This is a genomic window from Roseomonas elaeocarpi, from assembly GCF_042433915.1.
Classification (GTDB): domain Bacteria; phylum Pseudomonadota; class Alphaproteobacteria; order Acetobacterales; family Acetobacteraceae; genus Roseomonas; species Roseomonas elaeocarpi.
Genome location: NZ_JBHLUN010000013.1, coordinates 51,846 through 77,913, shown reverse-complemented (window position 1 = coordinate 77,913; position 26,068 = coordinate 51,846). Strand labels below are relative to the sequence as shown.

General features: G+C 69.2%; 26 protein-coding genes and 1 tRNA gene. 16 read left to right on the top strand and 11 right to left on the bottom strand.

Annotation, left to right across the window (positions count from 1 at the left end):
* Positions 1-40: 40 nt before the first annotated feature.
* The 6 genes from ACFFGY_RS17905 to ACFFGY_RS17880 form a co-directional block, all read right to left on the bottom strand.
* A complete protein-coding gene (locus tag ACFFGY_RS17905; RefSeq protein ID WP_377045886.1) occupies positions 41-982 on the bottom strand; it encodes a protein-methionine-sulfoxide reductase heme-binding subunit MsrQ in 942 nt (313 codons plus the stop codon).
* Entirely contained in the window at positions 982-1,638 is a 657-nt protein-coding gene (locus tag ACFFGY_RS17900) for a hypothetical protein (protein WP_377045885.1), read from the bottom strand. The genes ACFFGY_RS17905 and ACFFGY_RS17900 overlap by 1 nt, the downstream gene beginning before the upstream one ends.
* 69 nt (positions 1,639-1,707) lie before the next feature.
* The gene (locus ACFFGY_RS17895; RefSeq protein WP_377045884.1) at positions 1,708-2,157 is read right to left on the bottom strand and encodes a gamma-butyrobetaine hydroxylase-like domain-containing protein; all 450 of its coding nucleotides are present in this window, start codon (positions 2,155-2,157) and stop codon (positions 1,708-1,710) included.
* Between the two features lie 11 nt (positions 2,158-2,168).
* A complete protein-coding gene (locus tag ACFFGY_RS17890) occupies positions 2,169-2,396 on the bottom strand; it encodes a Trm112 family protein (RefSeq protein ID WP_377045883.1) in 228 nt (75 codons plus the stop codon).
* Between the two features lie 183 nt (positions 2,397-2,579).
* Positions 2,580-3,245 carry an LON peptidase substrate-binding domain-containing protein gene (locus tag ACFFGY_RS17885; RefSeq protein ID WP_377045882.1) on the bottom strand — a complete coding sequence of 222 codons (666 nt, stop codon included), beginning with the start codon at positions 3,243-3,245 and terminating at the stop codon, positions 2,580-2,582.
* 37 nt (positions 3,246-3,282) lie between these two features.
* Positions 3,283-4,224, bottom strand: coding sequence for a tetratricopeptide repeat protein (locus tag ACFFGY_RS17880; RefSeq protein WP_377045881.1), 942 nt, complete (start codon positions 4,222-4,224; stop codon positions 3,283-3,285).
* A 205-nt stretch (positions 4,225-4,429) separates the two neighbouring features.
* On the opposite strand from ACFFGY_RS17880, the gene ACFFGY_RS17875 reads away from it, so the two are divergent.
* Positions 4,430-4,504, top strand: a tRNA-Gly gene (locus ACFFGY_RS17875).
* A gap of 276 nt (positions 4,505-4,780) precedes the next feature.
* Here the strand turns inward: ACFFGY_RS17875 and ACFFGY_RS17870 are convergent.
* The 3 genes from ACFFGY_RS17870 to ACFFGY_RS17860 all read right to left on the bottom strand — a co-directional run bounded on the left by ACFFGY_RS17870 (position 4,781) and on the right by ACFFGY_RS17860 (position 7,825).
* A complete protein-coding gene (locus ACFFGY_RS17870) occupies positions 4,781-5,428 on the bottom strand; it encodes a ThuA domain-containing protein (RefSeq protein ID WP_377045880.1) in 648 nt (215 codons plus the stop codon).
* 13 nt (positions 5,429-5,441) lie between these two features.
* Positions 5,442-6,539, bottom strand: coding sequence for a Gfo/Idh/MocA family protein (locus ACFFGY_RS17865; protein WP_377045879.1), 1,098 nt, complete (start codon positions 6,537-6,539; stop codon positions 5,442-5,444).
* A gap of 83 nt (positions 6,540-6,622) precedes the next feature.
* Positions 6,623-7,825: an ROK family transcriptional regulator gene (locus tag ACFFGY_RS17860; protein ID WP_377045878.1), complete on the bottom strand. Its 1,203-nt coding sequence runs from the start codon at positions 7,823-7,825 to the stop codon at positions 6,623-6,625.
* Between the two features lie 204 nt (positions 7,826-8,029).
* Between ACFFGY_RS17860 and ACFFGY_RS17855 the strand changes: the two genes are divergently transcribed.
* The 7 genes from ACFFGY_RS17855 to ACFFGY_RS17825 all read left to right on the top strand — a co-directional run bounded on the left by ACFFGY_RS17855 (position 8,030) and on the right by ACFFGY_RS17825 (position 15,273).
* The gene (locus ACFFGY_RS17855; RefSeq protein ID WP_377045877.1) at positions 8,030-9,289 is read left to right on the top strand and encodes an ABC transporter substrate-binding protein; all 1,260 of its coding nucleotides are present in this window, start codon (positions 8,030-8,032) and stop codon (positions 9,287-9,289) included.
* Positions 9,286-10,233, top strand: a complete 948-nt coding sequence (locus ACFFGY_RS17850; protein WP_377045876.1) for a carbohydrate ABC transporter permease — start codon at positions 9,286-9,288, stop codon at positions 10,231-10,233. The genes ACFFGY_RS17855 and ACFFGY_RS17850 overlap by 4 nt, the downstream gene beginning before the upstream one ends.
* Complete coding sequence (locus ACFFGY_RS17845; protein WP_377045875.1) at positions 10,233-11,054, top strand: carbohydrate ABC transporter permease; 822 nt, start codon at positions 10,233-10,235, stop codon at positions 11,052-11,054. Before ACFFGY_RS17850 ends, ACFFGY_RS17845 begins: the two co-directional genes overlap by 1 nt.
* 31 nt (positions 11,055-11,085) lie before the next feature.
* Complete coding sequence (locus ACFFGY_RS17840) at positions 11,086-12,141, top strand: sugar phosphate isomerase/epimerase family protein (protein WP_377045874.1); 1,056 nt, start codon at positions 11,086-11,088, stop codon at positions 12,139-12,141.
* Position 12,142: 1 nt separating this feature from the next.
* Entirely contained in the window at positions 12,143-13,324 is a 1,182-nt protein-coding gene (locus ACFFGY_RS17835; protein ID WP_377045873.1) for a Gfo/Idh/MocA family protein, read from the top strand.
* 59 nt (positions 13,325-13,383) lie between these two features.
* Positions 13,384-14,700 carry a xylose isomerase gene (gene xylA, locus ACFFGY_RS17830; RefSeq protein WP_377045872.1) on the top strand — a complete coding sequence of 439 codons (1,317 nt, stop codon included), beginning with the start codon at positions 13,384-13,386 and terminating at the stop codon, positions 14,698-14,700.
* A 276-nt stretch (positions 14,701-14,976) separates the two neighbouring features.
* Positions 14,977-15,273, top strand: coding sequence for a hypothetical protein (locus ACFFGY_RS17825; RefSeq protein WP_377045871.1), 297 nt, complete (start codon positions 14,977-14,979; stop codon positions 15,271-15,273).
* Positions 15,274-15,282: 9 nt separating this feature from the next.
* On the opposite strand, the gene ACFFGY_RS17820 is transcribed toward ACFFGY_RS17825, so the two are convergent.
* Complete coding sequence (locus ACFFGY_RS17820; RefSeq protein WP_377045870.1) at positions 15,283-15,519, bottom strand: helix-turn-helix domain-containing protein; 237 nt, start codon at positions 15,517-15,519, stop codon at positions 15,283-15,285.
* 416 nt (positions 15,520-15,935) lie between these two features.
* On the opposite strand from ACFFGY_RS17820, the gene ACFFGY_RS17815 reads away from it, so the two are divergent.
* The 8 genes from ACFFGY_RS17815 to def all read left to right on the top strand — a co-directional run bounded on the left by ACFFGY_RS17815 (position 15,936) and on the right by def (position 24,850).
* Positions 15,936-16,874 carry an ArsR/SmtB family transcription factor gene (locus ACFFGY_RS17815; protein WP_377045869.1) on the top strand — a complete coding sequence of 313 codons (939 nt, stop codon included), beginning with the start codon at positions 15,936-15,938 and terminating at the stop codon, positions 16,872-16,874.
* Between the two features lie 111 nt (positions 16,875-16,985).
* The gene (locus tag ACFFGY_RS17810; RefSeq protein ID WP_377045868.1) at positions 16,986-18,881 is read left to right on the top strand and encodes an ABC transporter substrate-binding protein; all 1,896 of its coding nucleotides are present in this window, start codon (positions 16,986-16,988) and stop codon (positions 18,879-18,881) included.
* Between the two features lie 9 nt (positions 18,882-18,890).
* The gene (locus ACFFGY_RS17805) at positions 18,891-19,895 is read left to right on the top strand and encodes an ABC transporter permease (protein ID WP_377045867.1); all 1,005 of its coding nucleotides are present in this window, start codon (positions 18,891-18,893) and stop codon (positions 19,893-19,895) included.
* A gap of 3 nt (positions 19,896-19,898) precedes the next feature.
* Positions 19,899-20,762, top strand: a complete 864-nt coding sequence (locus ACFFGY_RS17800; RefSeq protein WP_377045866.1) for an ABC transporter permease — start codon at positions 19,899-19,901, stop codon at positions 20,760-20,762.
* Positions 20,759-21,751, top strand: coding sequence for an ABC transporter ATP-binding protein (locus tag ACFFGY_RS17795; protein ID WP_377045865.1), 993 nt, complete (start codon positions 20,759-20,761; stop codon positions 21,749-21,751). Before ACFFGY_RS17800 ends, ACFFGY_RS17795 begins: the two co-directional genes overlap by 4 nt.
* Positions 21,748-22,617: an ABC transporter ATP-binding protein gene (locus tag ACFFGY_RS17790; RefSeq protein WP_377045864.1), complete on the top strand. Its 870-nt coding sequence runs from the start codon at positions 21,748-21,750 to the stop codon at positions 22,615-22,617. The genes ACFFGY_RS17795 and ACFFGY_RS17790 overlap by 4 nt, the downstream gene beginning before the upstream one ends.
* Positions 22,614-24,158 carry an arabinosylfuranosidase ArfA gene (gene arfA / locus ACFFGY_RS17785; RefSeq protein WP_377045863.1) on the top strand — a complete coding sequence of 515 codons (1,545 nt, stop codon included), beginning with the start codon at positions 22,614-22,616 and terminating at the stop codon, positions 24,156-24,158. The genes ACFFGY_RS17790 and arfA overlap by 4 nt, the downstream gene beginning before the upstream one ends.
* A gap of 104 nt (positions 24,159-24,262) precedes the next feature.
* Positions 24,263-24,850: a peptide deformylase gene (gene def / locus ACFFGY_RS17780; RefSeq protein WP_377045862.1), complete on the top strand. Its 588-nt coding sequence runs from the start codon at positions 24,263-24,265 to the stop codon at positions 24,848-24,850.
* A 161-nt stretch (positions 24,851-25,011) separates the two neighbouring features.
* On the opposite strand, the gene ACFFGY_RS17775 is transcribed toward def, so the two are convergent.
* Positions 25,012-26,055 (bottom strand): LacI family DNA-binding transcriptional regulator, encoded by a 1,044-nt coding sequence (locus tag ACFFGY_RS17775; protein WP_377045861.1) that lies wholly within the window; start codon positions 26,053-26,055, stop codon positions 25,012-25,014.
* Positions 26,056-26,068: the final 13 nt, after the last annotated feature.

Below are 26,068 nucleotides of genomic sequence, written 5' to 3'. Positions count from 1 at the left end.
CGCCCCTTCGGGCGCGCCCGGGCCAGGACGGCGGTATCCGTCAGGCCGTGGCGGGGCCCGTGGGGGAGACGCGGCGGCGCAGCCGGGGCCAGAGCGGCAGCAGCGCCGCCACCACGGCGGCCATCGCCACCCAGACCGCCGGACGCGGCCCGAGGTCGAAGCCCAGATTGGCCTTCAGCACCAGGATCGCGGGGACGCGGGTGGCCAGGGCGTACCAGGCATATTCCAGCGCCGCGGCGCCGAGGGCCGCGGCCGGCACCAGGAGCAGCAGCACGGGGATGCTGGCGCGGCGGGTGGCGGGCAGCAGGCGCCAGAACACCAGCCACAGAAAGAAGCCGCTCACCATCACGGCCTCGCTCACGTCCACCTTGCTCTGCATGTAGAAGTGCAGCGCGGCCAGCACCACGATGGGAAAGACGAGGCGGTGCAGCTGCTTCCAGCGGCGCCCCATCCGGCGCAGCGCCGCGTCGGTGGAGGTCCAGCCTAGCACGCAGAGGCCCGCCAGCGCCACGAAGCCGATGGTGAGGTAGAGGCGCAGCACGATCTCACTGACCACGTGGAACAGGTTGAACTTCTGGTCGATCACGTAGAGCAGGAAATGCACCAGCGCGTAGGCGAGGCCGGCCAGGCCCAGCATCCGCCGCAGCACCACCACGCCCGGCCAGTCCAGCAGGTAGCGCAGCGGCGTCACCGCCAGCGAGATCAGCAGGAAGCGGATCGCCCAGAGGCCGGTCTGATGGGTGGCCTCCATGTAGGGCTCGCCACCGAGATCACCGACGATCCAGCGCACCCCGGTGAGGAGCCCCGGCAGGATCGTCAGCGCGAAGACCGCCGACTTGAAGGGCGAGAACCGCCCTCCCCGGTCGAGCCAGGGAAAGGGTTTCGCCGGCGGCCGGGGCGCGCCGCGCCGCTCCCGGCGCGGGCGGGTTCCGGCCGCCCCGTTGGTGGCCCCGTTGGCGGCGGTCTCGGCGGCGTCGGACATCAGTTGGGCGGGTTCACGCCGTCCTTGGCCACGTTCACGCGGCTGGCGGACAGGTGTCCGGCCGCGTCGCGCGTGGCGGTGAGCATGACGGCCGCGCCCGGCTTGAGGTCGGCCCGGGTGGCCGGGACGGGCGTCACGATCGGGGTGTCGGGCGGCACCTCGATCTTCACCTCCTGTCCCTTGTAGCTCATGGTCAGGGTGCGGCCCTGGCTGGCCGAGACCACGGCGCTGACGGTGGCGTTGGTCATGCTGGTGCCGGGCAGGTCCCAGGGGTAGTGACCCTCGCCGGTGCCGCGCATCGCCTCGGGAAAGACCACCACCGCGCGGGCGCGCAGGGTGTTGTCGGGGCCGGGCTCGCCCACGATGCCAAGATAGTCGCCGCTCTTGATGTCGGCCAGCGCCACGGGCTTGGGCGAGGTGACCGAGAGCGGATCGCCCAGGGCGACCTCGAGCTTCTCGTCGGCACGCGTGGTGACGCTCAGCGTCTTGTCGGTCACCGCCGTGATGGTGCCGCGGATCCGCACCGGCGGGGTGGCGGGCGCCGCGGCGGTGGTGCCCTGGGCCCGGGCGGGCGCCGCGGCCGGGAGGCCCAGCAGGGGCAGCCCCGCCAGAAGCGTGCCGAGAAGAAGAACCCTGCGGGATGCTGATCCGGTCATGCGACGCTCCTTGGTTCCAGGCCCTTGTTGTGCGTTTCCCGGGTGGGATGGACGGCCAGGACGATCGTTCTACGTCGGATCGTGGTGCTTGGATGCAACCGCTTCATGGCCGGCGCATGACGATCTCGGCAGATTGACCGCCGAGCCGGCAGGGCGCCGGGCCGGCGGGTCGCGGCTGAGGCCCTCCGCCGCCAGCGCGGCCTCGTAGGCCCGCCAGCGATCCTCCTGCTCCTCGCCCAGCTGGCGCAGCAGGGCCCAGCTGTAGATGCCGGTGTCGTGCAGGTCGTCGAAGAGGATCCGCAGGGCGTAGTTGCCCACCGGCTCCAGCCGCATGATGCCGACGTGCCGCCGGCCCGCCACGGTGCGCTTCTGGTCGGGCGCGTGTCCCTGCACCTCGGCGGAGGGGCTTTCCACCCGCAGGTATTCCGCCGGCAGTCGATGGCGCGCGCCGTCGGGCCAGGCGACCTCCAGCGCCCGCTCGGCGCGGCGGAGGCGGACCTCGGTGGGAGCTTCGGTCATCGCGCGCCGCATCAGCCGTCGAGGCGGCGTGCCTCGTCGGGCAGCATGATCGGGATGCCGTCGCGGATCGGATAGGCCAGGCCGGCCTGCTCGCTCACCAGCTCGCCATTCTCGCGGTCGTAGCGGAGCGGTCCCTTGGTGACGGGGCAGACCAGGATTTCCAGCAGGCGCGGGTCCACCGGGGCCTGGGTGCCGCCCGGCTGCGCGGCGGAGCTGTGGGAAGGATTGCTGTCGCTCATGATGTCTCACTCTCGGCACGGAGGACGCGGCGTGCGACCCCGGCGCTCAGGCAAATCGTTCGCGCAACTTGGTTCAGGCGGCACGGTGGGGGCAATCCCCGCTTCCGTGATTCCCCGCCTCCGGGGCCGTTCCCGCCCGGGTGGTGCCCGCCCCGGGTGATCCCGTTCCGGCCACCCGCCCGCTCAGCTTGGCCGGCGGGTGCCGCTGCCGCCATCCTGGATGCCCATGCGCAGCAGGGCGAGCAGGATATCGGCCCGCTCCTCCGGAAGCGAGGCTTCCAGCAGCGCCTGCTTCTCGCTCGGCTCGAAGGGGCAGACCATGGCCAGCGTGCTGACCAGCAGCCGGTCGGGCACGCCCTCGATCGCCTCCCAGTTCACCTCGATGCCGTGATGCGCGAAGTAGGGCCGCAGGGCGGCGGTGAGCGCGGCCCGGTCGAGCGGCGGCTGCGGCGCCCCGAGGTCGAGGTCGTGCAGCCAGTTCTCGTAGCGCGCCCGCACCCGGCGGTAGCCGCGGTGGAGCGGCAGCTCGGCCGCCACGCGGAAGCGGATCACCCCCACCAGGGTGATCAGCAGCCTCCCGTCCTCGGTTTCCGCGAAGGAGGCGATCCGGCCCAGGCAGCCCATCCGGAACAGCGGCGGCGGCAGCGCCGGTTCGGCGGGCGCGCTGCCGTCGGGCTGGATCATGCCAAGGTACCGCCCGGCGCCCAGGCAGTCCTGCACCATGTTCAGGTAGCGCCCCTCGAAGATGTTGAGCGGCAGCCTTCCTTCCGGCAGCAGGAGAGCGCCGGTGAGGGGAAACACCGCGATCTCCTCCGGCAGGCTGTCGGGCCGGGGGTGGAAGGCGGGCATCCTGGGGGGCGCTCCCTGGTAGGTCAGCAGGACCTCGTCAACTGAACAGCAGCGTGGACAGCTTGCGGCGCGCGGCAACCGAGGCCGGGTCGGCGAAGCCCCAGGACTCCAGGAACTTCAGCAGCTGCTTGCGCGCCGCCTGGTCGTTCCAGTCCCGGTCGCGACGGATCGCGGCCATCAGGGCCTCCGCGGCGCCGTCCTTGTCGCCCGCGGCGTTGAGCGCCACGGCGAGCTCGATGCGCGCGGCATGGTCGTCCGGATCGGCGGCCACGCGGCGCTCGATCTCGCCCAGCTTGGCGCTCGCCTCACGCCCCTGCACCGCCAGTTCCAGCGCGGCGCGCACGGAGGCGATCTCGGCATGGTTGGCGATCTTGGCCGGGACCTGGGCCAGCACGGCCTGCGCCTGATCTTCCTCGTCGAGCGCCATCAGCGCCCGGGCCACGCCCGCGAAGGCCTCCGGGTTCTCGGGCTCGGCCTGCACCAGCTGGCCGAAGAGCTGCAGCGCCTCGGCGTGGTCGCCGGCCTCGACCGCGGCCTTGGCCTCGCCCAGCAGGTCGGCCGCGGGGGTCTGGCCGCCGGCCAGCTTCAGCAGCGCCTCGGCGAACTTCTTCACCTCGCTCTCGGGCAGGGCGCCCTGGAAGAGGTCGGCGATCTGGCCGCGCCAGAAGGCCACCACGGTCGGCACGGACTGCAGCGGCAGCCCCATCTGCGCCAGCTGCCGGACCAGGGCCTGGTTCTTGTCGATGTCGATCTTGACCAGCTTCACCCGGCCGCCGGTGGCGCGGACCACCTTTTCCAGCGTCGGCGTCAGCTGCTTGCAGGGGCCGCACCAAGTCGCCCAGAAGTCCACCAGGATCGGCGTCTGCTGCGAGGCCTCGATGACGTCCTGCATAAAGGTCGACTGATCGCCGTCGCGGATGGCGTCGGCGGGGGCGCCGCCGCCCGCGGCGGGACGGTTGGGGTCGAGGATCGTGTCCATCTTCGGGGCGGTTCCTACAGGTTGCAGGGGTCCATAGATGCGACTGCCCCGCCAGGACGCAATGGGCGGTTGTGCGGTGGCGGCCGCGTCCAACGGTCAGGGAATGGTGATCGCAGCCGCCGCCGTTCGGGGCCATGCAAAAAACTGCCGAGGAGCCTCTTGCCGGGTCGGAGGGGGCATGGCATACGCCCCTCACCGACGGAATGCGGGCGTAGCTCAGGGGTAGAGCACAACCTTGCCAAGGTTGGGGTCGAGGGTTCGAATCCCTTCGCCCGCTCCAGTCGAGATTGATTTCCCTCATTTTTCTGATGATGCCGAGTGACCGCCTACGGTCGTGACGGTCCAGAGAGGGACGTGTCATCTGAGCAAAACCTGGGCACGCCCGGTCAGCCAGAAATTGCCTCACCCCGAAACGCAGAACCGGCCGGCAGTCTCCCGCCGGACAGCTTGCTTGCACCCTGAATCTTAGGATCACCTCGGCCCGCAACGCCGGGACGCCATCCCGGGGCCGGCGCATCCCCGCCACAAAGGCGGGCAGCCCGGCCCCCGGTGATCATCACCCCCTGGCGGCCCACAGCATGCCGCGGCGCATGATGGTGCGCATCTGCGGCACCTCGAACTCCGCCGCGACGTGGCCCAGCGAGGAATAGAAGACCCGCCCTTCGCCGTGCCGCCGCTTCCACACCACCGGCATGACGTGGCCGTCGATCCAGGCGCAGTGGTCGCCGCGGAAGGTGGTGGTGGCCAGCACCTCGTTGTTGGGGTCGACGTGCATGTAGTACTGCTCGGAATGATAGGGGAACTCGGTGATCCCCTCCATGATCGGGTCGTCGGGCCGCGTCACCTGGACGGTGTAGTCGATGATGTTGCCCGGATGCGCGACCCACTGGCCGCCCACCATGAACTGGTACTTCACCTCGTTGCGGAAGCTGTCGCCCATCTGGCCGTGGAAGCCGGCCAACCCGACGCCGGAGCGCACGGCCTCGCTCAGGCCCTCGATCTCCTCCTTCTCGATCGTGGACATCGTGACGATGGGCACGATCAGGCTGAAGTCGCGCAACGACGGGTCGGTGAAGGCTTCGGTGGTGTTCTCGGTCACCACCTCGAAGCCTTCCTCGCGCAGCATGCCGCCGATCACGGCCGCGCATTCCCCGGGCTGGTGACCGGGCCAGCCGCCCCAAACGATCAATGCCTGCTTGCTCATGGTGTTTTCTCCCTCAGTCCAGTTCGCCCAGTGCCGAGCGCGGCGGCAGGGCCGCCGGGCGTTCGCAGCGGCTCTCGATCGTGATGGCGCGATCCTCGCGGCCTGAGCGCTCGAAGGCTTCCATGACCTCCAGCACGTGGAAGCCCAGCGCCGCGTCGCAGCGATGCGGACGACCCGTGCGGATGGCGCGCGCCATGTCCGCCAGCCCGATGATGCGGAAGTTGCCGTCGGCGTAGCCGTGCGACAGTGGCACGTCCGCCCAGGCCTCGCGCCGCTTGGCCAGCGACACCGTGCCGCCGAAGCGGTTGGGATCGGGCACCACCAGCGAGCCTTCCGTGCCGTAGATCTCCATGTTGCCGTGGCGGTGCTGCCAGACGTCGAAGCTGGTGGTGATCGCGATCACCGCGCCGCTCGCGAAGTGCAGCAGGCCGGTGACGTGGGTGGGCGTTTCCACCGGCACCACCTCGCCGGTGCGCGGGCCGCTGCCGACCGTACGCTCGCGGAAGCCCGAGGTCGTGGCGCCCACGACCTTGGCCACCGGCCCCAGCAGGTTCACGAGGTTGGTCAGGTAGTAGGGCCCCATGTCGAACATCGGCCCGCCGCCCGCCGCGTAGTAGAAGCGCGGGTCGGGATGCCAGTGCTCGTGCCCATGGTTCATCATGAAGGCGGTGCCCGACAGCGGCGCGCCGATCGCGCCGTCGTCGATCAGCTTGCGCGCCGTCTGGTGCGCGCCGCCCAGGAAGGTGTCGGGCGCGCTGCCGACGCGCAGCCCCGTGGCCTTCGCGGCTTCGAGCAGGCGGCGCCCCTCGGCGGTGGAGGTGGCGAAGGGCTTCTCGGTATGGACGTGCTTGCCGTGTTCCAGCGCGGCGATCGCCACGGGAACATGGGCCTGCGGCGTGGTGAGGTTGAGCACGACCTCGACCTCACTGTCGGCGAGGAGCTCCTCCACGGTGACGGCACGCAGCCCGAATTCCTCGGCACGGCGGCGCGCCTGGTCGGGGTTGGCGTCGGCGCAGCAGGTGACGCGCAGCTCGGGAAAGAAGGCCGCCCCGCGCAGGTAGGCCGCGCTGATATTGCCGCAGCCGATCAGGCCGATCCTGACAGCCTCCATGAATATCTCCTTCCCTTCCGGGCCGCTTCGGGCCGCGTTGTTTCAGGCCGGTTTGCTCCGGCCCGAACTTTGTCCGGCCAGCTTCAGGCCGCGTTGTTCCAGGGCGCCTCGTAGATCCGACGCAGCACGATGGTGGCCGCACCGCGCGCCCACATCTCGTCGCCCCAGGCGTGGAACAGGATTTCGCTGGCTTCGCGCAGCGTCGGCAGGACGTTGGCCGCCACCGCTTCCAGCAACGGCTCGCGCAGCAGCGCGCCGGCGCGCAGCCCCTCTCCCGTCAGGATGATCCGTGGCGGGTTGAGGAGGTTGATCAGGTTCGCCACGGCGAGGCCCAGGAGGCTGCCGGCCTGCCGGAACAGCGCCGCCGCCGCCGGGTCGCCGCCCAGGGCGCGCTCGACCAGGAGAGCGATCCGCTCCGGCGTGTCGTCGCCGGGCAGCAGCAGCCCCGCTTCCTCGCCCAGCCGCAGCAGCCCCCAGTCCGAGGCGTAGGCATCGAGGCAGCCGTGCTGGCCGCAGCGGCACGGGCGGCCACCGGCCACCACCTTCACGTGGCCGAGCTCCGGCCCCACGCCGTGCGCGCCGCGATGGAGGCGCCCGTCCACGATCAGGCCCAGGCCCAGCGAGTTCTCCACCGTCACCACGGCGAAGTCCGACAGGTCGCGCCCGTGCCCGAACCAGTGCTCGGCCAGCGCCACCAGCCCGGCATCGTTTTCCAGGATCGCCGCCGTGCCCAGGCGCTGCGCCACGGCCTCGGCAAAGGGAACGGGCGACAGGCCCAGCACGGGGCTCCAGTGCGACACGCCGGTGTTGCCGTCGATCACGCCCGGCAACCCGATGCCGATGCCGCTGATCTGCTCCATGCGCAGGCCCGCATCGGCGACGCAGCGGCGCACGCCGTCCTCCACCAGGTCGGCCACGACGCCGGGCGACTGGCGGGACACGCGCAGCGGCAGCACGAGCTCCGCCAGCGGCTCCCCCCGCGCGTCGGTCACCGCGACGCCGATGCGATGCGCCGACAGCTTCACGCCGACCACGGTATAGGCGGCACCGTTCAGGTCCAGCAGCACGCGCGGGCGGCCGCGCGCCGCGTCGCCGTTGGAGGGGAGCCGCTGCACCTGCACCAGTCCTTCCTCGATCAGCGCGGCGGTGATGGCGGATACGGTGGCGGGGCTGAGCTCGGTGCGTTCGGTGATCCCGACGCGCGCGATGGGCCCGGCACGCCGGATCGCGTCGATGACGTGGTAGCGGTTGATGGCCCGCATGAACTCGGGATCGGCCGTCTTCATGCGGATGTCGCGTGTTCTTCCACGCGGCCAGGATTCTGCCGCGCCCACGGCAGCGTCAAGGCATTAAATTCGGCAACCTAAAATAAGATTGGAGCTAAGACCGAGGATCGCAGATTTCCCTTGACGCTCCAGCACCGGCGCCATCATGGTTTTTACGGAATGCAAAATAAACGAGGCGCCCTCGACGGCGTCCGGGGAGGAACGATGCTTGGCTGGCTCCGCGCTGCGGCCGTCTGCACGACGCTCGCGTTCACGGCACTTCCGGCACTCGCCGACACGACGGTACGCTGGTTCATCTCGGAAAACACGCCGGAAACCACCGTGTGGCAGCGCGACGTCGCGCGCCGCTACGAGGCCGCCCATCCGGGAACCCATGTCGACATCCAGGTGATGTCGGGTGAGCCCTACAAGGCCAAGCTGACGACGATGCTGCAGTCCAGCGAGCGGCCGCACCTGATCTACACCTGGGGCGGCGGCGTGATGTTCGCGCAGGCCAAGGCCGGGCTGCTGCAGGACATCACCGACAAGATGCGCGGCGACTGGGCCAACGACCTGAACCCGGCCGCGGTGGAAGCGCTCAGCGACGGGGGGCACGTTTACGGCGCGCCCTCGCACCAGTCGATGGTGGCGCTGTTCTATAACCGCCGCCTGCTGGCCCAGGCGGGGGTGGAGCCCGACAGCCTGCGCACCTGGGACGGGCTGCTGGAGGCGGTGCGCAAGCTCAAGGCCGCGAACATCCAGCCCTTCACGGCGGGCGGTTCCGACAAGTGGCCGCTGAACATGTTCTGGTCGGGCCTGGCGCTGCGCATCGGCGGCCGCGCGGGCTTCGAGAACGCCATGACCCGCAAGAGCGGCTTCGACGGCCCTGACTTCCTGCGCGCCAGCGAGATGTTCAAGCAACTGATCGACCTGCAGCCCTTTCAGCGCGGCTTCCTCGGCGACACCGCGCCGCAGGCGGCGGGCCAGTTCGGCGACGGCAAGGCGGCGCTGCAGGTGATGGGCAACTGGTTCGTCAACACGCAGCGGACGCAGAGCGCGAACCAGCAGGGCATCCCAGACGCCGACCTGGGCTGGCTGCCCTTCCCCACCGTGCCCGGCGGGCGCGATGATCCCAGCGACGTGGTGGGCGGCGTCAACGGCTTCCTGGTCACCAAGGGCGCGCCGCCCGAGGCCGTGGACTTCCTGCGCTTCTACACCAGCCCGGCGATCCAGCGCGAAGCGGCGGAACGCGGCTTCTTCATCCCCGCGGCGCGCGGCGCCGGCGAGGCGCTGAAGAACCCGATCTTCCGCGAGATGGCGGCCCACTTGTCGCGCGCCACCTACGTGCAGAACTTCTACGACCAGATGATGGGCCCCTCGGTCGGGCGCGTGGTGAACGACACCTCCGCCGACCTGGCGGTGGGCCGTATCCAGCCGCGCGAGGTCGGCCGGCAGATCCAGGATGCCTGGGAGATGGAGCAGTGAGCCTGGACGGCGCCACGGCCGGAACCCTGGCGCCATCCCGGCGGCAGGCCCGGGGGGCCAGCCGGGACGCCCGCCGGGAAGCCCTGGGCCGCAACGCCATGGCGGGCAGCTTCCTTCTGCCCGCCACGCTGCTCTTCACGGTGTTCGTGGTGCTGCCGGTGGTCGAGGCGGGCTGGTACAGCTTCTACCGCTGGAACGGCTACGGCAGCCCCACGGACTGGGTGGGCTGGCGCAACTACGAGCTGCTGTTCCGCAACAGCGTCTTCGCCAGCGCCGGCTGGAACACGCTGCTGATCGTGGCGGTGTCGCTGATCGTGCAGCTGCCGCTGGCCCTCTGGCTCGCGGTGCTGGTGTCGCGCAACTCGCGCGCCAGCACGGTCTTCCGCACGATCTTTTTCCTGCCCTACGTGCTGGGCGAGGTCGCGGCCGGGCTGATCTGGCGCTTCGTGTTTGACGGCAATGTCGGCCTCCTCGCCGCGGCGGCGCGGGCACTGGGGATGGAGCCGCCCTTCCTGCTGGCCGACGCGGACCTCGCCATCTACACCATCCTGGTGGTGGTGGTGTGGAAGTACTTCGGCTTCCACCTGATGATCTACGTGGCCGGGCTGCAGGACATCCCGACCGAGGTGCGCGAGGCCGCCGCGATGGACGGCGCGACACCCTGGCAGGCCTTTCGCCGCATCGTGCTGCCCATGCTCTACCCGGCGATCCGGATTTCCGTGTTCTTTTCCGTGGTGGGCGCGCTGCAGCTGTTCGACGTGGTGATGCCGCTGACCGGCGGCGGCCCGTCCAACGCCACGCACACCGTGGTCAGCTTCCAGTACACCTTCGGCATCACCCGCATGAACATCGGCTTCGGCAGCGCGGTGGGCGTGGTGCTGTTCCTGGTCTGCGTGGGCTTCACGCTGATCTACCGCCGCTTCGTGATGCGGGAGAGCGACTGATGTACCGGGACTCTCCCTTCGCGCGGAACCTGTCGCTGCTGCTGGTGGCGGGCATCGTGCTGCTGCCGCTGGTCACCGTGGCGCTGGGCGGCTTCAAGACCATGGGCGAGCTGCGGGTGAACCCCTTCGGGCTGCCGGGCGAATGGTATTTCGAGAACTACCTTTCCGCGCTTGCCAGCCGGCGGCTGTGGCTGTCGCTCGGCAATTCGGTGCTGCTGTCGGGGGGAACGGTGCTGCTGACGCTGGTGGTGTCGGTGATGGCGGCCTTCGCCTTCGCGCAGATCCGTTTCCTGGGAAAACGGCTGCTGTTTTCCTACTTCCTGCTGGGCCTGTTGTTTCCGGCGGCCACCGCGATCCTGCCGCTGTTCATCCGCGTACGGAACCTGGGTCTGCTGGACACGCCCTGGGGCGTGATCCTGCCGCAGTCGGCCTTCGGGCTGGGCATGGCGATCCTGCTGCTCTGGGGCTTCTTCCGGCAACTGCCCGAGGAACTCTGGGACGCCGCGGTGATGGACGGCTGCGGCTACGGCCGCTTCCTGTGGCGCATCGTGCTGCCGCTGTCGCGGCCGATCCTGGCCACGGTGGCGGTCTTCTCGCTGGTGCACAGCTGGAACAGCTACCTCCTGCCGCTGACGCTGCTGAACTCGCCGGGAACCTATCCCTGGACGCTCACGATCATGGATTTCGCCGGGGAATATTCCACCGACTGGCCGGCAATCCTGGCTTTCATCACCCTGACGCTGGTGCCGGCGGTGATCTTCTTTCTCGTGGCCCAGAAGCAGATCGTCGCGGGCCTGACCAGCGGCGCCGTCAAAGGCTGAAGTACGGAACATCCGGAGGACACAGGTGACGATGCGCACGATCAAGGGGCCGGCCATCTTCCTGGCCCAGTTCGCCGACGACGCGGCGCCCTTCAACAGCCTGCCCGACATCGCCCGCTGGGCGGCGGAGCATGGCTACCGCGGCGTGCAGATCCCCTCCTGGGACGCGCGGCTGTTCGACCTGAAGCGCGCGGCCGAGAGCAAGACCTACTGCGACGAGGTCAAGGGCATCCTGGCCGATGCGGGGGTGGAGCTGACGGAACTGTCCACGCACCTGCAGGGGCAGCTGGTCGCGGTGCATCCGGCCTATGACCGGGCCTTCGACGGCTTCGCGGCGCCGGAAGTGCGCAACAACCCGCAGGCGCGCCAGGAATGGGCGGTGGAGCAGATGCGGCTCAACGCCCGCGCGTCGCGCAACCTGGGCCTGAAGGCGCACGTCACCTTTTCCGGTGGGCTTGCCTGGCCCTTCGTGTATCCCTGGCCGCAGCGCCCGGCAGGCCTGGTCGAGGAAGCCTTCGACGAGCTGGCGCGGCGCTGGCGGCCGATCCTGGATGCCTTCGACGAGGCCGGCGTCGACCTCTGCTACGAGATCCACCCGGGCGAGGACCTGCACGACGGCATCACCTACGAGATGTTCCTGGAGCGCACGGGCAACCACCCGCGCTGCAACATCCTCTACGACCCGAGCCACTTCCTGTTGCAGCAGCTCGACTATCTTGCCTTCATCGACATCTACCATGAGCGGATTCGCATGTTCCACGTGAAGGACGCGGAGTTCCAGCCGAGCGGCCGGCAGGGCGTGTATTCCGGTTTCCAGCCCTGGGCACGGCGGGCCGGGCGCTTCCGCTCGCTCGGCGACGGGCAGGTGCAGTTCGGCCCCATCTTCTCGAAGCTGTCGCAGTACGGTTTCAACGGCTGGGCGGTGCTGGAATGGGAATGCTGCATCAAGAGCAGCGAGCAGGGCGCGGCCGAGGGCGCGCCCTTTATCGCGCGGCACATCATCGAGGTCGCCTCCCGCGCCTTCGATGACTTCGCGGCAAGCGGCGTGGACCGCGACACCAACCGCGCACTGCTGGGGATCCGCTGAGATGACGATCGAGGCAAGCGCCGGCACGGTTCTGGGACGGCGGATACGTCTCGGCATGGTGGGCGGGGGCCAGGGCGCCTTTATTGGCGCGGTGCACCGCATCGCCGCGCGGCTGGACGACCATTACGAGCTGGTGGCGGGGGCGCTGTCCTCCGATCCGGGGCGGGCCCGCGAGAGCGCGGCGGCGCTGCACATCGCGCCGGACCGTGCCTACGCGGATTTCCGCGAGATGGCGGAGCGCGAAGCGGCCCGTCCCGACGGCATCGACGTGGTGGCCGTGGTCACGCCCAACCACATGCACGCCGCACCGGTCCGCGCCTTCGCCGGGCGCGGTATCCACGTGATCTGCGACAAGCCCCTCGCCCACAGCGTCGAGGACGCGGAAGCGATGGCGGCTGCGGTGCGGGAAGCGGGCATCCTGTTCGCGCTGACCCACAACTATACCGGCACGCCCATGGTGCGGCAGGCGCGCGAGATGGTGGCGGCCGGCGAGCTCGGCACGCTGCGCGTGGTGCAGGTGGAATACCCGCAGGACTGGCTGACCACGCCGCTGGAGGGGAGCGGTCAGAAGCAGGCGGCCTGGCGCACGGACCCGTCGCGCTCCGGCGCCGCGGGCAGCGTGGGCGACATCGGCACGCACGCCTTCAACCTGGCGGAGTTCGTGACCGGCCTGCGTTGCGAAAGCCTTTGCGCCGAGCTGAGCCGCTTCGTGCCGGGCCGCGCGCTGGATGACAACGCCCATATGCTGCTGCGCTTCGCGGGCGGGGCGCGGGGGATGCTGTGGTGCTCGCAGGTCGCGCCCGGCCACGAGAACGGGTTGCGCCTGCGCATCTACGGCGATCGTGGCGGGCTGGAATGGGCGCAGGAGCAGCCCAACAACCTCCTGCACACGCCCTACGGGGAGCCGCCGCGGCTGCTGCGGCGCGGCGGCCCCGCGATGCTGCCCGGCGCCGCCCGGGGGGTGCGCATCCCCGCGGGGCATCCCGAGGGCTACCTGGAAGCCTTTGCGCAACTTTACCGCGACGTGGCGGAACAGATCACCGCGCGGCTGGAACGGCGAAGCGCCGACGCGGCGAGCCTGCTGGTGCCGGGCCTTGAGGAAGGCCTGCGAGGCATGCACTTCATCGCGGCGGCGGTGGAATCCGCCCGGCGCGACGCCGCCTGGGTTGCGGTCGGGACCTGAACCCGTCCGGCACCTCGCCCGCCGCGCCGTGAACCATACGATCAGGAACGCCGTCCACGATGAGCACCTTCTTCGACGCCCTGCCCACCGTCCGCTTCGAGGGGCCCGACAGTTCCAACCCCTTCGCCCTGCGCTACTACGAGGCGCAGCGCCTGGTGCTGGGGCGTTCCATGGAGGACTGGCTGCGCCCGGCGGTGGCCTACTGGCACAGCTTCGTGGGCAACGGCCTCGATCCTTTCGGCGCACCGACGCATGGGCGCCCGTGGTTCTCGGGCGATGCCATGGAGTCCGCGCTGAACAAGGCGGATGCTGCCTTCGCCTTTCTCGAGCGCCTGGGGATGCCCTTCTTCTGCTTCCACGACCGCGACGTGGCGCCGGAGGGCGAAACCCTGCGCGACAGCAACGCGCGGCTCGACCAGGTGCTGGAGCGCGTGCAGGCGCAGATGCAGCGCACCGGCATCCGCCTGCTGTGGGGAACGGCGAACCTGTTCAGCCACCCCCGCTACATGGCAGGCGCCGCCACCAACCCCGATCCGGAGGTCTTCGCCTTCGCGGCGGGTCAGGTGAAGCACGCGCTGGAGGCGACGCACCGGCTGGGCGGCGCCAACTACGTGCTGTGGGGTGGGCGCGAGGGCTACGACACGCTGCTCAACACCGACCTCAAGCGCGAGGACGCGCAGCTCGGCCGCTTCCTCACCATGGTGGTGGAGCACAAGCACCGCATCGGCTTCAAGGGCACGATCCTGGTCGAGCCCAAGCCCATGGAGCCCACCAAGCACCAGTACGACCGCGACGTGGCCACCGTGTACGGCTTTCTCGCGCGGCACGGGCTGCTGGGCGAGGTGAAGCTCAACATCGAGGCCAACCACGCCACGCTGGCCGGCCATTCCTTCGAGCACGAGATCGCCACCGCCGCGGCGCTCGGCGTCCTGGGCTCGCTCGACATGAACCGCGGCGACCCGCAGAACGGTTGGGACACCGACCAGTTCCCCAACAATGCCCAGGACCTGTCGCTCGCCATGCTGGAGGTGGTACGCGCCGGCGGGCTGGGCACCGGCGGCATGAACTTCGACGCCAAGATCCGCCGGCAGAGCATCGCGCCCGAGGACCTGCTGCACGCCCATGTCGGGGGCATCGACACCATGGCGCGCGCCCTGCTGATCGCGGAGCGCATCATCCTCGACGGCCGGATCGACCAGGCGCGGACGGAGCGCTACGCCGGCTGGGACGGCGCCTTCGGGCAGACGGTCCTGACAGGCGGCAGCAGCCTGGAGGCGGCAGCGGAGCACGCCCTGGCCAGCGGCATCGGCCCCAGGCCCCGCAGCGGGCAACAGGAATGGCTGGAGAATCTGGCAGGGCGTTTCGCCGGGGGCTGAAGCCTCGCCACGGCGGGCCCAGCTGGGGATGCGGCGCCTCGTTCAGGGGCGCCGCGAAACGCACCACCGCATCCCGGTTGCGGACCGGACAGGAAACGGAAGGAGCCTCCACCTTCCACATCGCGGGCCATGGGCTTTCCTCGCCCATGTTGCGCCCGCCACGGGTCTTCCTGGCCGGGCGAAATCTTCGTGCGATGTATGACCATTCCGCCCGTCGCGCGGTTGACGAGCCGTTCTGCCCGACACAACCTGAGTTAATCCTGCTGGTGTGATTGGATGAGCAAGGCGCGGCTAGAGTTCCGGACCACGCGCGACCTCCTGAAGGATGGCGTGACCCTGATCCTGTTCAGCGAAGGCGGCCAGGTTCTGGCCGAGATCATCGGCCCCGAGGGCTACGATGACGCGGTGATGGTGATGCCGAAGGCAATCCTGACAGCACTCAACCGCACTCTCAGTCCGGCTGCCCTGGCGGTGCTCGATGATGAAGACCTGTGGCAGGAGGAATGGGGAACGCTGCGCGGCAGCAGCATGCGCCCCAACCTGCGGGACCTCGGCGCACCGGAGCCGAAGTAGCGCCTGCGGCTAGGCTCCGCGCCGCCAGTCGAAGTCGCCGACGCGCACGAGGTCGCCCCGCTGCTCCGCCGTGGCGAGCGCACGCAACAGTGCGCTCTTGCGCAATCCCGTCTGCTCGGCGAGCTCAGCCAGGCTCAGCGGCAGGTCATGTCCTTGAAACTGGATCAGGGTCAGCGTCACGTCCTCCCACAGCTTTCTCCGCTCCGGAAGCTTGTTCTGACCACCAGGAAGGGACTTCTGCGGCATGGGCGGAAAACTGCCTTGGACCTGTGTTGGATGACGGGATATTCCGGCACCGTACGTTTTGCTAGCTGCAATTTCACAACAACCCGGCGTCCGGGCACCGCCGCCTTCGGAGGCGGGGATCGGCCGCACGCCTCCCCCCACCGCGTCACCGGTCAGGTTTCGATTGTGCGACCGCTGCGATATAACATAGGTTAAGTCCGTTGCGGCGGCAGGCAAGTTCACTCTGCGCAGGGGATGGTCGCCGGTCGGAAGGGTCAGCGGCTTGTCCGACGTTCAGGGTCGCTGCCTGAACCCGCAACGTTTCCACACCCGAGACGCCGGCAAGGTCATCTCCGAAGGGTGCCTGGCCGCCGGGTTGCACATTACAAAATCCGTTTTCCGGATATACTCGTCAGGTTTCCCGCGGGGCCAGACGTATGACGAGTGCACCGAGCCGCACCTTCCTGACAGTGATCCCGGAAGCCGATCCCGTGGCATTGCGCGGGCTCGCCTCGACGGTGCGGCTGCAGATCCTGCGCCTGCTGCGGCAGCACGGCCCCCTGAACGTGAACCGCATCGGCGCGCTGCTGGACCTGCCGCAATCGACGGTGGCCGCGAACGTGCTGATCCTGGAGCAGTGCGGGTTGATCGAGACCGAGCTGGTGAAGGCCGCCAAGGGCCAGCAGAAGATCTGCCGGGTCAGGTTCGACGACATCGTCATCCGCCTCGACGGTCCCGCCCCGCAGCGACGCCACGACATGGTGGAGGTGGCGATGCCGCTCGGCCTCTATACCTCCTGCGAGGTGCATGCGCCCTGCGGACTTTGCTCGGGCAGCGGCGTGATCGGGCTGTTGGACGTGCCTGATTTCTTTCTTGATCCGGCACGGGTCGAAGCGGCACTGCTGTGGTTCTCGCGCGGCTTCGTCGAGTACCAGTTCCCCAACAATGCCAAGCTGCTCGGCGCCCCGGTCCGCGGTGTGGAGGTCAGCCTGGAGATGTCCTCCGAGGTGCCGGGCACCAGCCTGAACTGGCCTTCCGACATCTCGCTGCGGATCAACGGCGTGCCGATCGGCACCTGGACCTCGCCCGCGGATTACGGCGACAAGCGCGGCACCTTCACGCCGCGCTGGTGGAAGCTGGAAGGTTCGCAGTACGGTCGGCTGTGCAACTGGCTGGTGAACGACCACGGCACCTTCCTGGACGGGCTGCGCATCTCCGACGTGACGCTGGCGGCGCTGAAGCTGGAGGAGCACCATTCCATCCGCCTGCGCGTCGGCATCGAGGAGGGCGCGAAGCATCCCGGCGGCCTCAACATCTTCGGCCGCAAGTTCGGCAATCACGACCAGGACATCGTGATGCGCCTGCACCTTGCCTGACCGGACCCGTTTTTCAGGTCAGTACCGATAATTTGGTTGACGCTATGGAACGGTGAACCCTAGCCTCATCCTCAAGATCCGCCGGAAACAGGCGGAACGGGAGGATTGGTCATGTCGTTCAGCCGCAGGTCCCTGCTGGCCACGCCGATCGCACTCGCCATCACGCCGGCCATGGCACAGAACGCCGCCACCCCCGGCGCACCGCCGCGACGGGAAACGCTGATCCTGGAAAACCCGGAAGGCGTGATCCGCAACGCAGGCTGGTTCAACATCTGGGCCATCAACGCCGGCAGCCAGTACAACGGCCTGCAGCAGATCGTCATGGACACGCTGTGGTACATCGACCCGGAAAGCGGCGTCGACGGGCCCTTCGACAACTCGCTGGCTTCCGCCCCGCCGATCTATAACGCCGATTTCAGCGAGATGACGGCCAAGCTCCGCCAGGGCCTGTACTGGAGCGACGGCGTCGAGTTCACCGCCGCCGACGTGGTGCACACGGTCGAGACGCAGATCAAGAACCCCGGCATGCGCTGGAGCGCGCAGCTGATCCTCAACGTCGACGAGGTCAGCGCGCCCGACCCCTACACCGTGGTGTTCAAGCTCAAGAAACCCAACGCGCGCTTCCACGCCAACTTCATGGTGCGCTTCAACGCCATCTGGATCATGCCCAAGCACGTGTTCGAGAAGGTGGCGGACCCGGTGCGCTACGACTTCAACCCGCCGGTGTCGCTCAGCGCCTACGTGCTGCACAGCTTCGACCCTGAAGGGCGCCGCTTCACCTGGCAGCGGCGCGACGACTGGCAGCGCACCTCGCTCGGCCGCTTCGGCGAGCCCGGGCCGCGCTACGTGTCCTACGTCGATGGCGGTCCGGCCGACAAGCGCGTCATCGCGCAGCTGAACCACGAGCTCGACGTGGTGCACGACGTGGCGCCGGAGGGGATGTTCACGCTGGTGCGGCAGTCGGACAAGCTGCGCGGCTGGTTCCCGAAGTTCCCCTACGCCCATCCCGATCCCACCCTGCCCGCGCTGATCTTCAACACCCAGAACCCGATGTTCACCGATCGCCGGGTGCGCTGGGCGCTGGCGCTGCTGATCGACATGAAGGCGGTGTCGATGGCGGGCTACCGCGGCGCCGCCACGATCTCCGCCATCGCGCTGCCGCCCACCGGCACGCATCCGCGCGACTACCACGGGCCGTTGCAGGACTGGCTGAGCGCCTTCGAGCTCGACACCGGCAAGCAGCGGATCAAGCCCTACGACCCCACAGTCGGCGCGCAGATCGCGGCGCTGGTGCGCCCCTCCAACCCCAGTGTGCCGACCGACCCGGCGGAGATCGCGCGCTCGCTCGGCTACGGCTGGTGGAAGCAGAACACCCAGGCGGCGACCGAGCTGCTGGAGGCCGCGGGCTTCCGCAAGCAGGGCAGCAACTGGATGACGCCCGATGGCAAGCCCTTCGCGATCAAGGTGGTGGTGGAGGGCGAGACGCGGCCGGTGATGACGCGCAGCGGCACCATGATCGCGCAGAACTGGCGGCAGTTCGGCATCGACAGCCGCATCGACGTGGCACAGGGCACCAGCCTGACCGACCGCCGCAACGCCGGCGACTTCGAGACCATGATGGCCTGGAGCGTCGAGACCTATGGCGGTCATCCCGACCTCGCCTACTTCCTCGACAGCTGGCACTCGCAATACGTGGCGCCGCCCGGCAAGGCGCAGCCCTTCCGCAACTGGCAGCGCTGGTCGAGCCCGGAGCTGGACGCGATCATCGAGCGCATGCGCTCCACGCCCTTCGAAGATCCCTCGGTGGTGGAGATCGGGCGCGACTACGCCAAGCTGATGGTGCGCGAGATGCCGATCATCCCGCTGATGGCCTACAACGTGTTCACCACGATGGATACGACCTACTGGACGGGCTATCCAACCGCGGAAGACCCCTACACCGATCCCGTCCCCAACTGGGGCAACACCCGCTACATGATCTCGCGCCTGAAGCCCCGTCAGGCCTGAGCGTCACGCATGCGCGGCTACGGCCTCTACCTTCTGCGGCGATTGTTGCAGTTCGTGCTGGTGGTGTTCATCGGCATCAACGTGACCTACGTGATCACGCACGCGACGCCGATCGATCCGGTGGAGCAGACGGTCACCGCCGCCACCGCCTTCGGCACCACCAGCCCGGAGGCGATCGACATGATGCGCCGCTCGCTGCAGGACCTTTACGGCACGGGCGGCAGCGCGCTGCACCAGTGGCTCGCTTTCTGGGGGCGCATCCTGGTGGGCGATTTCGGACCCTCTCTCTCGGCCTTTCCCACCCCGGTCTCGACGCTGATCGGCCGCGCACTACCCTGGACGGCGGGGCTGATGCTGGTGGCCACGGTGCTGTCCTGGGGGCTGGGCAACCTGCTGGGCGGGCTGGCCGGCTACTACCGGCGCAACCGGCTGCTGAAGTTCGCGGGTATCGTGGCGATGGGCGTGCATCCGGTGCCCTACTACATCGTGGCCTTCGTGCTGCTGATCCTGTTCGGCTATGTCTGGCCGGTGCTGCCGATCACCGGTGCCTACGCGCAGGGATTGCAGCCGGGATTCAGCCCGGACTTCATCGGCAGCGTCCTGCGCCACTCGCTGCTGCCGGCGGCCTCGCTGGTGCTGGTGGGCATCGGCGGCTGGTTCATGGGGATGCGCTCCCTGGTGTCCAACGTGGTCACCGAGGATTACGTGGTTTATGCCGAGCTCGCCGGGGTGAAGCACCGCCGTATCCTGGGCGCCTACATCATGCGCAACGCCCTGGCCCCGCAGGTGACCGGGCTGGCAATGACGCTGGGCGCCATCTTCAACGGCGCCATCATCACCGAGCAGGTCTTCGGTTATCCGGGCCTCGGCTCGCTGCTGGTGGCCGCCGTGCATGCCGGCGACTACAGCCTGGTGATCGGGGTGACCACCATCTCCATCCTGGCGGTGTCCTTCGCGGTGCTGCTGGTGGACCTGCTCTACCCGCTGCTCGACCCCCGCGTGCAGGCCCGCTGACGCATGTGGAAGATCCTGCGCGACCTCTTGCGCTACAACTGGGAATTCACCGCGGGCGTGCTGCTGCTGGGTGCCGTGGTGGTTGTGGCGCTGCTGTCCTTCGTCTCACCCTACCCGCCGCTCGACGTTTACGTGGTGCCGCCGGACATGCCGCCCTCGGCGGAGCACTGGCTGGGCACGACCTCGCGCGGGCAGGACGTGTTCTGGCAGCTCAGCGCCGCCATCCGCAACACGCTGCTGTTCGGCGTCACCGTGGCCGTGATCAGCCGCCTGATCGCGCTCGCCGTCGGGCTCTTCGCGGGCTATGCCGGCGGGCCGGTGGACCGGCTGCTGATGTCGGTGAATGACACCTTCATCGTGGTGCCGATCTTCCCGATCTTGGTGCTGTTCTACTTCGTGATGCGCGACCAGATGAGCTGGGTGCTGCTGGCCCTCGTCGCCGCCTGCCTCGGCTGGGCCTACGACGCGCGGCTGATCCGCTCCGTCGCATTGTCGCTCAAGACGCGCGAGTTCACGGCGCAGTCCCGCTTTTCCGGCATGAGCGCGCGGGAAATCGTGACGCGCGAGCACCTGCCCTACGTGATGCCGGTGGTCTTCACCACCACCATGAACAACATGAACTGGAGCATCGGGCTGGAGGTCACGCTCTCGGTGCTGGGCTTCACCGACGTCAACACGCCCACCATCGGCGGCATGATCTACTGGGCCAACCAGCACGCCGCGCTGGTGTCGGGCATCTGGTGGTGGATCGCGGCGCCCGTGGCGCTGGTGGTGGCGGTGTTCATCGGGTTGTTCCTGCTGGCCGTGTCGATGAACGAGTATATCGACCCGCGCTCCCGCCTTGCCCGCATGGGGGGCGGCGCGTGACGCCCGTCCTGTCGGTGCGCGGCCTGCGGGCCTATTACCAGATGCGCTACTTCGGCACGCTGCGCGAGGTTCGCGCGGTGGATGACATCACGCTGGAGGTGCGGCGCGACGAGATCTACGGCCTGGCCGGTGAAAGCTCGTCGGGCAAGAGCACGCTGATCAAGACGGTGGCGCGCGCGATCCGTCCGCCGCTCAACGTCGTCGGCGGCGAGGTGCGCTTCGATTTCGGGCAGGGCGAGCGCAACCTTTACGCCCTGTCGGCGGAGGATCTGGCGGCGACGCGCTGGCGCAACCTGTCCTACATCATGCAGGGCTCCATGAACGTGCTGAACCCGGTGCGCCGGATCCGGCAGTCCTTTATCGACTTCGCCCTGCACCACATGGCGCTGCCGCTTCCCGCCTTCCTGCAACAGGTCGAGGATCACCTCGCCCACCTGTCGCTCAGGCCCGCGGTGCTCGACAGCTTCCCGCACGAGCTGTCGGGCGGCATGCGACAGCGCGTCACCATCGCGCTGGCCACCGTGTGCCGGCCCGACTTCATTATCGCCGACGAGCCCACCACCGCGCTCGACGTCGTGGTGCAGAAGGGCGTGCTGGCGATGATCCGGCGGCTGCAGCGGGAGATGGGCTCCTCCGTTCTGTTCGTCACGCACGACATGGCGGTACACGCCAACCTCACCGACAGGCTTGGCATCATGTATGCCGGCCGGCTGGTGGAGGAAGCGCCGACGCGGGCGCTGTTCCATCGCCCGCTGCACCCCTACACCGCGCACCTGATCCGCAGCCTGCCGCGGATCGGCGACGACGCGCCGCGCCACGGGCTGGAAGGCCGGCCGCCCAGCCTCGCCTCACCGCCGCCCGGCTGCCGCTTCCACCCGCGCTGCCCGCTCGCCATGCCGGTGTGCCGCGAGGTCGTGCCACCGATGGAGGAGTTGGAGGCCGGTCACCGCGTCGCCTGCCACGCCGCGCGACAGGGCATCCTGCCGTGACCGCGGCGCTGCTGGAACTGCGCGAGGTGGGCAAGACCTACGCGGGCGGCGGGCTACTTTCGCGCAGGCGCGTCGCGGCCGTGCGGGGCGTGTCCTTCACGCTGGCGGCGGAGCGGCCGGAGGTCTTCGCCATCATCGGGGAGTCCGGCAGCGGCAAGTCGAGCCTCGCGCGCATGGTGCTGGGCATGAGCACGCCCAGCGAGGGGCAGATCCTGTTCCAGGGCAGTGACGTGGCCACGCTTCGGGGCCGCGGGGCGCGGCTGCGCTTCATGCGGCGGGTGCAGCCGATCTTCCAGAACCCCTTCGAGGCCTTCAACCCGCTGACCCGGGTGGACCGCTACCTTTACAGCACGGCCCGTAACCTCGCCGGCGCCCGGGGTCAGGCGGCGGCGGAACAAGCCGCCGAAACGGCGCTGCAACAGGTCGGGCTGTCGGTCGCCGAGGTGCGGGGGCGCTTCCCGCACGAGCTTTCGGGCGGCCAGTTGCAGCGCGCGGCCATCGCGCGGGCGCTGATCCCCGGCCCGGCCCTGCTGGTGGCGGATGAGCCGGTGTCGATGATCGACGCCTCGCTGCGCATGACCATCGTGAACCTGTTCCGCGACCTGCGCGACAGGCTCGGCGTGTCGATCATCTACATCACCCACGACCTCGCCACGGCCTACACGATCAGCGACCGCATCGTGATCATGCGCCAGGGCGAAGTCGTGGAGGCCGGCGACGCGCGCGCGGTGCTGTCGCACCCGTCGCACCCGTACTCGGTCCAGCTGAAGGACGCGGTGCTCACGATCGAGGGCACCCCAGAGGACGACCCAGGCAGCGAGGCTGCCGCGCGAACACCAGGATCAAGGGAAGGAAGCCTACCATGAAGGCGCACGTGACCATCGACCGCGACGTCGCCATCGGCGACACGCACGAGCGCCTGTTCGGCGCCTTCGTCGAGCACCTCGGGCGCTGCGTCTACGGCGGCATCTTCGAGCCCGGCCATCCGGAGGCCAACGAGAAAGGCTTCCGCCGGGACGTGCTGGCGCTGGTGAAGGAGCTGGCGCCGACCATCATGCGCTATCCCGGCGGCAACTTCGTGTCCGGCTACAACTGGGAGGACGGGGTGGGACCGGTGGAGCAGCGGCCGCGCCGTCTCGACCTCGCCTGGATGTCGACCGAGCCCAATACCTTCGGCACCAACGAGTTCATCGACTGGTGCCGTGAAGCGCAGATCGAGCCGATGCTGGCGGTGAATCTCGGCACGCGCGGGCCCGACGCGGCGCGCAACCTGGTGGAATACTGCAATCACCCCGGCGGCACGGCTTGGTCGGACCTGCGCCGTGCCCATGGTTGGGAGAAGCCGCACGACATCCGCTTCTGGTGCCTGGGCAACGAGGTCGACGGTCCCTGGCAGATGGAACACAAGACGGCCTGGGAGTACGGCCGGGTGGCCACGGAATCCGCCAAGATGATGAAGTGGATCGACCCGCGGCTGGAACTGGCGGCCTGCGGCTCCTCCGCCCGCAACATGCCGACCTTCGGCGTGTGGGAGCGCGAGGTGCTGGAACACACCTTCGACCATGTCGAGTTCATCTCGCTGCACACCTACCTGAACAACTACGCCGACGACATGCCGAGCTTCCTGGCCAGCGCCGACCTGATGGACAGCTTCATCGACGAGATCGTCGCGATCGCCGACGCGGTGGCGGCGGAGCGGCGTTCGGACCGGCGGCTGATGCTGAGCTTCGACGAGTGGAACGTCTGGTACCGCACGCGCGGCAAGCGGGAAGGACGCACCGTGCCCGGCTGGCCCGTGGCGCCGCGGATCCTGGAGGAGGTCTACACGATGGGGGATGCGCTGGCCTTCGGTGGCGCCTGCATCTCGCTGCTCAACCACGCCGACCGGGTCAAGGCGGCCTGCCTGGCGCAGCTGGTGAACGCCATCGCGCCCATCATGACCGAAACGGGCGGCCCCGCCTGGCGCCAGACGATCTTCCACCCCTTCGCGCAGATGTCCAATCTCGGGCGCGGCCGCGTGCTGAAGTCCCGGGTGGAATCGGAAACCTACGCCACGAACTACTACGACCCGCGCGGCACGCAGGAGCACCGCTTCGCCATGCCGACGGTGCCGTACCTGAAATCCGCCGCCGTGCATGATCGCGACGGCGGCTTCGTCACGCTCTTCCTGCTCAACCGCCACCTGCAGGAAAGCCTGGACCTCGAGGTCGAGCTGCGCGGTCTGCAGGCGACCGAGGTCGCGCTCGCCCGGCAGCTGCGCCACGACGACCTTTCGGCGGTCAACACCAAGGACGCGCCGGACACGGTGAGCCCGGCGGCGCTGGAGGGTGTCAGGATCGCGCAAGGGCGGCTGACTGCCACCCTTCCTGCGGCGTCCTGGAACGTCGTGCGGCTGCGGCTCGCCTGAGCCAGGGCGGTTATCGGGGCACGGCGGGTGCGGGGCGGCCATCGCCGCCCGGGGGCGTCCTTGCGGAGTTTACCTCCGCCCCGCCTGGCTTATGCTCTCCGGCCATGACCGTCCTGAAGATCGCCCGCATGGGCCACCCCGTTCTGCTGGAACGCTGCCTGCCGGTGCGCGATCCGGGCGCGCCGGAGATCCGTCGCCTGGTGCAGGACATGTTCCAGACCATGGAGGACGCCCCCGGTGCCGGCCTCGCCGCGCCGCAGGTGCACGTGCCGCTTCGCCTCTTCGTGTTCCGGGTCCTGCCCAGCCGGTCGAGCGGGGCGCCGGATGACACGGTGGTCGGCAACACCGTCCTCATCAACCCCGTGGTCGAGCCCGTGGGCGAGGAGAAGCACCTGCGCTGGGAAGGCTGTCTCTCCATTCCCGGACTGCGGGCCGCGGTGCCGCGCTTCAAGCGGGTGCGCTACAGCGGCGTGGACTGCGACGGGCGCACCGTCACGGCCGAGGTCGAAGGTTTCCACGCCGGCGTCGTGCAGCACGAGAACGACCACTTGGACGGCATTCTCTACCCGACGCGCATGACGGACTTCAGCCTCATGGGCTTCAACGAGGAGATCGCCCGCGCCGAGGAGCTGGCGGCGCAGACAAACGCCATCCGCGGCGACTGGTCATCCTCCGCCGCACGCGGCGGCTGACGTTCGGGGAGGCGCCCAGGGGAACTGCCTCAAGGAACTCCTTCAAGGAACTGCTTCAAGGCACCGCCCCGGGGAGCCACCCTGGAACGTGTCAGGGGCGCCGCCGGTCCCATCGTGCGGCGGTGGCGGGGTCGTCCCGGCAGCGCCGCGGGACCAGGGCCTCAGGGCAGGTTTTCCCGGAACACGATCTCGGCCCGGGGCGTGTCGACACCCTTCAGCGAGGGCAGCCCGGCACGGAGATTCGCGAAGATGCTGATGCAGTCCATCAGCGTCGCGCGCAGGTTCTGCGTGATCACCGCGTCCATGGTGCCGTCGAGCAGCATTTCCCGGGTTTCCGGGGTCAGCCCGTGCCCCACCAGCACGACGTCGTGCTCCCGCCGGGCTTCCCGCAGCGCGCGCCCGACGCCGGCCGCACCGCCGCCGATGTTGTAGATCCCCGCGAGCTCCGGGTAGCGGAGAAGCAGCATGCGCGTCTGCCGGTAGCTGACCGCATCGTCGTCCTGTGCTTCCCGCAGGCCGACGACCTCCACCTGCGGAAACATCTCGGCGAAGAGGTGCAGGAAGCCCATCTCGCGCTCCTCGTGAGCGCGATAGCTCAGGCTGCCGGCGATCATGGCGACCTTGGCCGGGCGTGGGCCGATGAAGCGCGCGATCAGGTAGCCCGCCGTGCGCCCGGCCGCGCGGTTGTCGAGGCCAAGATAGGCCGAGCGGGGCGCGTTGGCGACGTCGGAGATCAGCGTCACGGTGGGAATGCCGCGCTCGTCGAGCATGTTCACCGCTTCGCGCACCGCCGGATGCTCGAGCGCCATGAAGGCGACGCCATCGACCTCGCGCCCGCTGCGCCGCAGGTGCTGCGCAAGGAGGTCTGGGCTGAAGCTCCGGATATGGTCCACGCGCGCCTGCATGTTGGCAGTGGCGAAGGTTTCGGCGGAGTTCACGACCAGCCGGCCCAGCGCGTTGAGGAAGCGGTTCGAGCCGGCCGGCAACACGAAGGCGAGGCGCAGGGGCTTCTCGGGCGCCACCGCCGGCGCCTCGGTGATGTAGCCGAGTTCCAGCGCCGCCCGCAGCACGCGCTGCGCGGTGGCGGGGCGCACGCCGGGACGCCCGTTCAGCACCCGGTCCACCGTGGCGGTCGAGGCGCCCGCGTGGCGCGCGACGTCGGCCACGGTGGGGCGTGCAGCGGCTGGGGACAGCTCAGAAACCATCAAAAACCATCAA

Coding starts and splice junctions, on each gene's coding strand:
- ACFFGY_RS17840 (WP_377045874.1), top strand. CDS start 11,086: ATGCGCACGATCAAGGGGCCGGCCATCTTCCTGGCCCAGTTCGCCGAC.
- ACFFGY_RS17800 (WP_377045866.1), top strand. CDS start 19,899: ATGTGGAAGATCCTGCGCGACCTCTTGCGCTACAACTGGGAATTCACC.
- ACFFGY_RS17825 (WP_377045871.1), top strand. CDS start 14,977: ATGAGCAAGGCGCGGCTAGAGTTCCGGACCACGCGCGACCTCCTGAAG.
- ACFFGY_RS17890 (WP_377045883.1), bottom strand. CDS start 2,396: ATGAGCGACAGCAATCCTTCCCACAGCTCCGCCGCGCAGCCGGGCGGC.
- ACFFGY_RS17870 (WP_377045880.1), bottom strand. CDS start 5,428: ATGAGCAAGCAGGCATTGATCGTTTGGGGCGGCTGGCCCGGTCACCAG.
- ACFFGY_RS17810 (WP_377045868.1), top strand. CDS start 16,986: ATGTCGTTCAGCCGCAGGTCCCTGCTGGCCACGCCGATCGCACTCGCC.
- ACFFGY_RS17805 (WP_377045867.1), top strand. CDS start 18,891: ATGCGCGGCTACGGCCTCTACCTTCTGCGGCGATTGTTGCAGTTCGTG.
- arfA (WP_377045863.1), top strand. CDS start 22,614: ATGAAGGCGCACGTGACCATCGACCGCGACGTCGCCATCGGCGACACG.
- ACFFGY_RS17900 (WP_377045885.1), bottom strand. CDS start 1,638: ATGACCGGATCAGCATCCCGCAGGGTTCTTCTTCTCGGCACGCTTCTG.
- ACFFGY_RS17880 (WP_377045881.1), bottom strand. CDS start 4,224: ATGGACACGATCCTCGACCCCAACCGTCCCGCCGCGGGCGGCGGCGCC.
- def (WP_377045862.1), top strand. CDS start 24,263: ATGACCGTCCTGAAGATCGCCCGCATGGGCCACCCCGTTCTGCTGGAA.
- ACFFGY_RS17815 (WP_377045869.1), top strand. CDS start 15,936: ATGACGAGTGCACCGAGCCGCACCTTCCTGACAGTGATCCCGGAAGCC.
- ACFFGY_RS17775 (WP_377045861.1), bottom strand. CDS start 26,055: ATGGTTTCTGAGCTGTCCCCAGCCGCTGCACGCCCCACCGTGGCCGAC.
- ACFFGY_RS17895 (WP_377045884.1), bottom strand. CDS start 2,157: ATGACCGAAGCTCCCACCGAGGTCCGCCTCCGCCGCGCCGAGCGGGCG.
- ACFFGY_RS17905 (WP_377045886.1), bottom strand. CDS start 982: ATGTCCGACGCCGCCGAGACCGCCGCCAACGGGGCCACCAACGGGGCG.
- ACFFGY_RS17820 (WP_377045870.1), bottom strand. CDS start 15,519: ATGCCGCAGAAGTCCCTTCCTGGTGGTCAGAACAAGCTTCCGGAGCGG.
- xylA (WP_377045872.1), top strand. CDS start 13,384: ATGAGCACCTTCTTCGACGCCCTGCCCACCGTCCGCTTCGAGGGGCCC.
- ACFFGY_RS17865 (WP_377045879.1), bottom strand. CDS start 6,539: ATGGAGGCTGTCAGGATCGGCCTGATCGGCTGCGGCAATATCAGCGCG.
- ACFFGY_RS17835 (WP_377045873.1), top strand. CDS start 12,143: ATGACGATCGAGGCAAGCGCCGGCACGGTTCTGGGACGGCGGATACGT.
- ACFFGY_RS17860 (WP_377045878.1), bottom strand. CDS start 7,825: ATGAAGACGGCCGATCCCGAGTTCATGCGGGCCATCAACCGCTACCAC.
- ACFFGY_RS17845 (WP_377045875.1), top strand. CDS start 10,233: ATGTACCGGGACTCTCCCTTCGCGCGGAACCTGTCGCTGCTGCTGGTG.
- ACFFGY_RS17885 (WP_377045882.1), bottom strand. CDS start 3,245: ATGCCCGCCTTCCACCCCCGGCCCGACAGCCTGCCGGAGGAGATCGCG.
- ACFFGY_RS17855 (WP_377045877.1), top strand. CDS start 8,030: ATGCTTGGCTGGCTCCGCGCTGCGGCCGTCTGCACGACGCTCGCGTTC.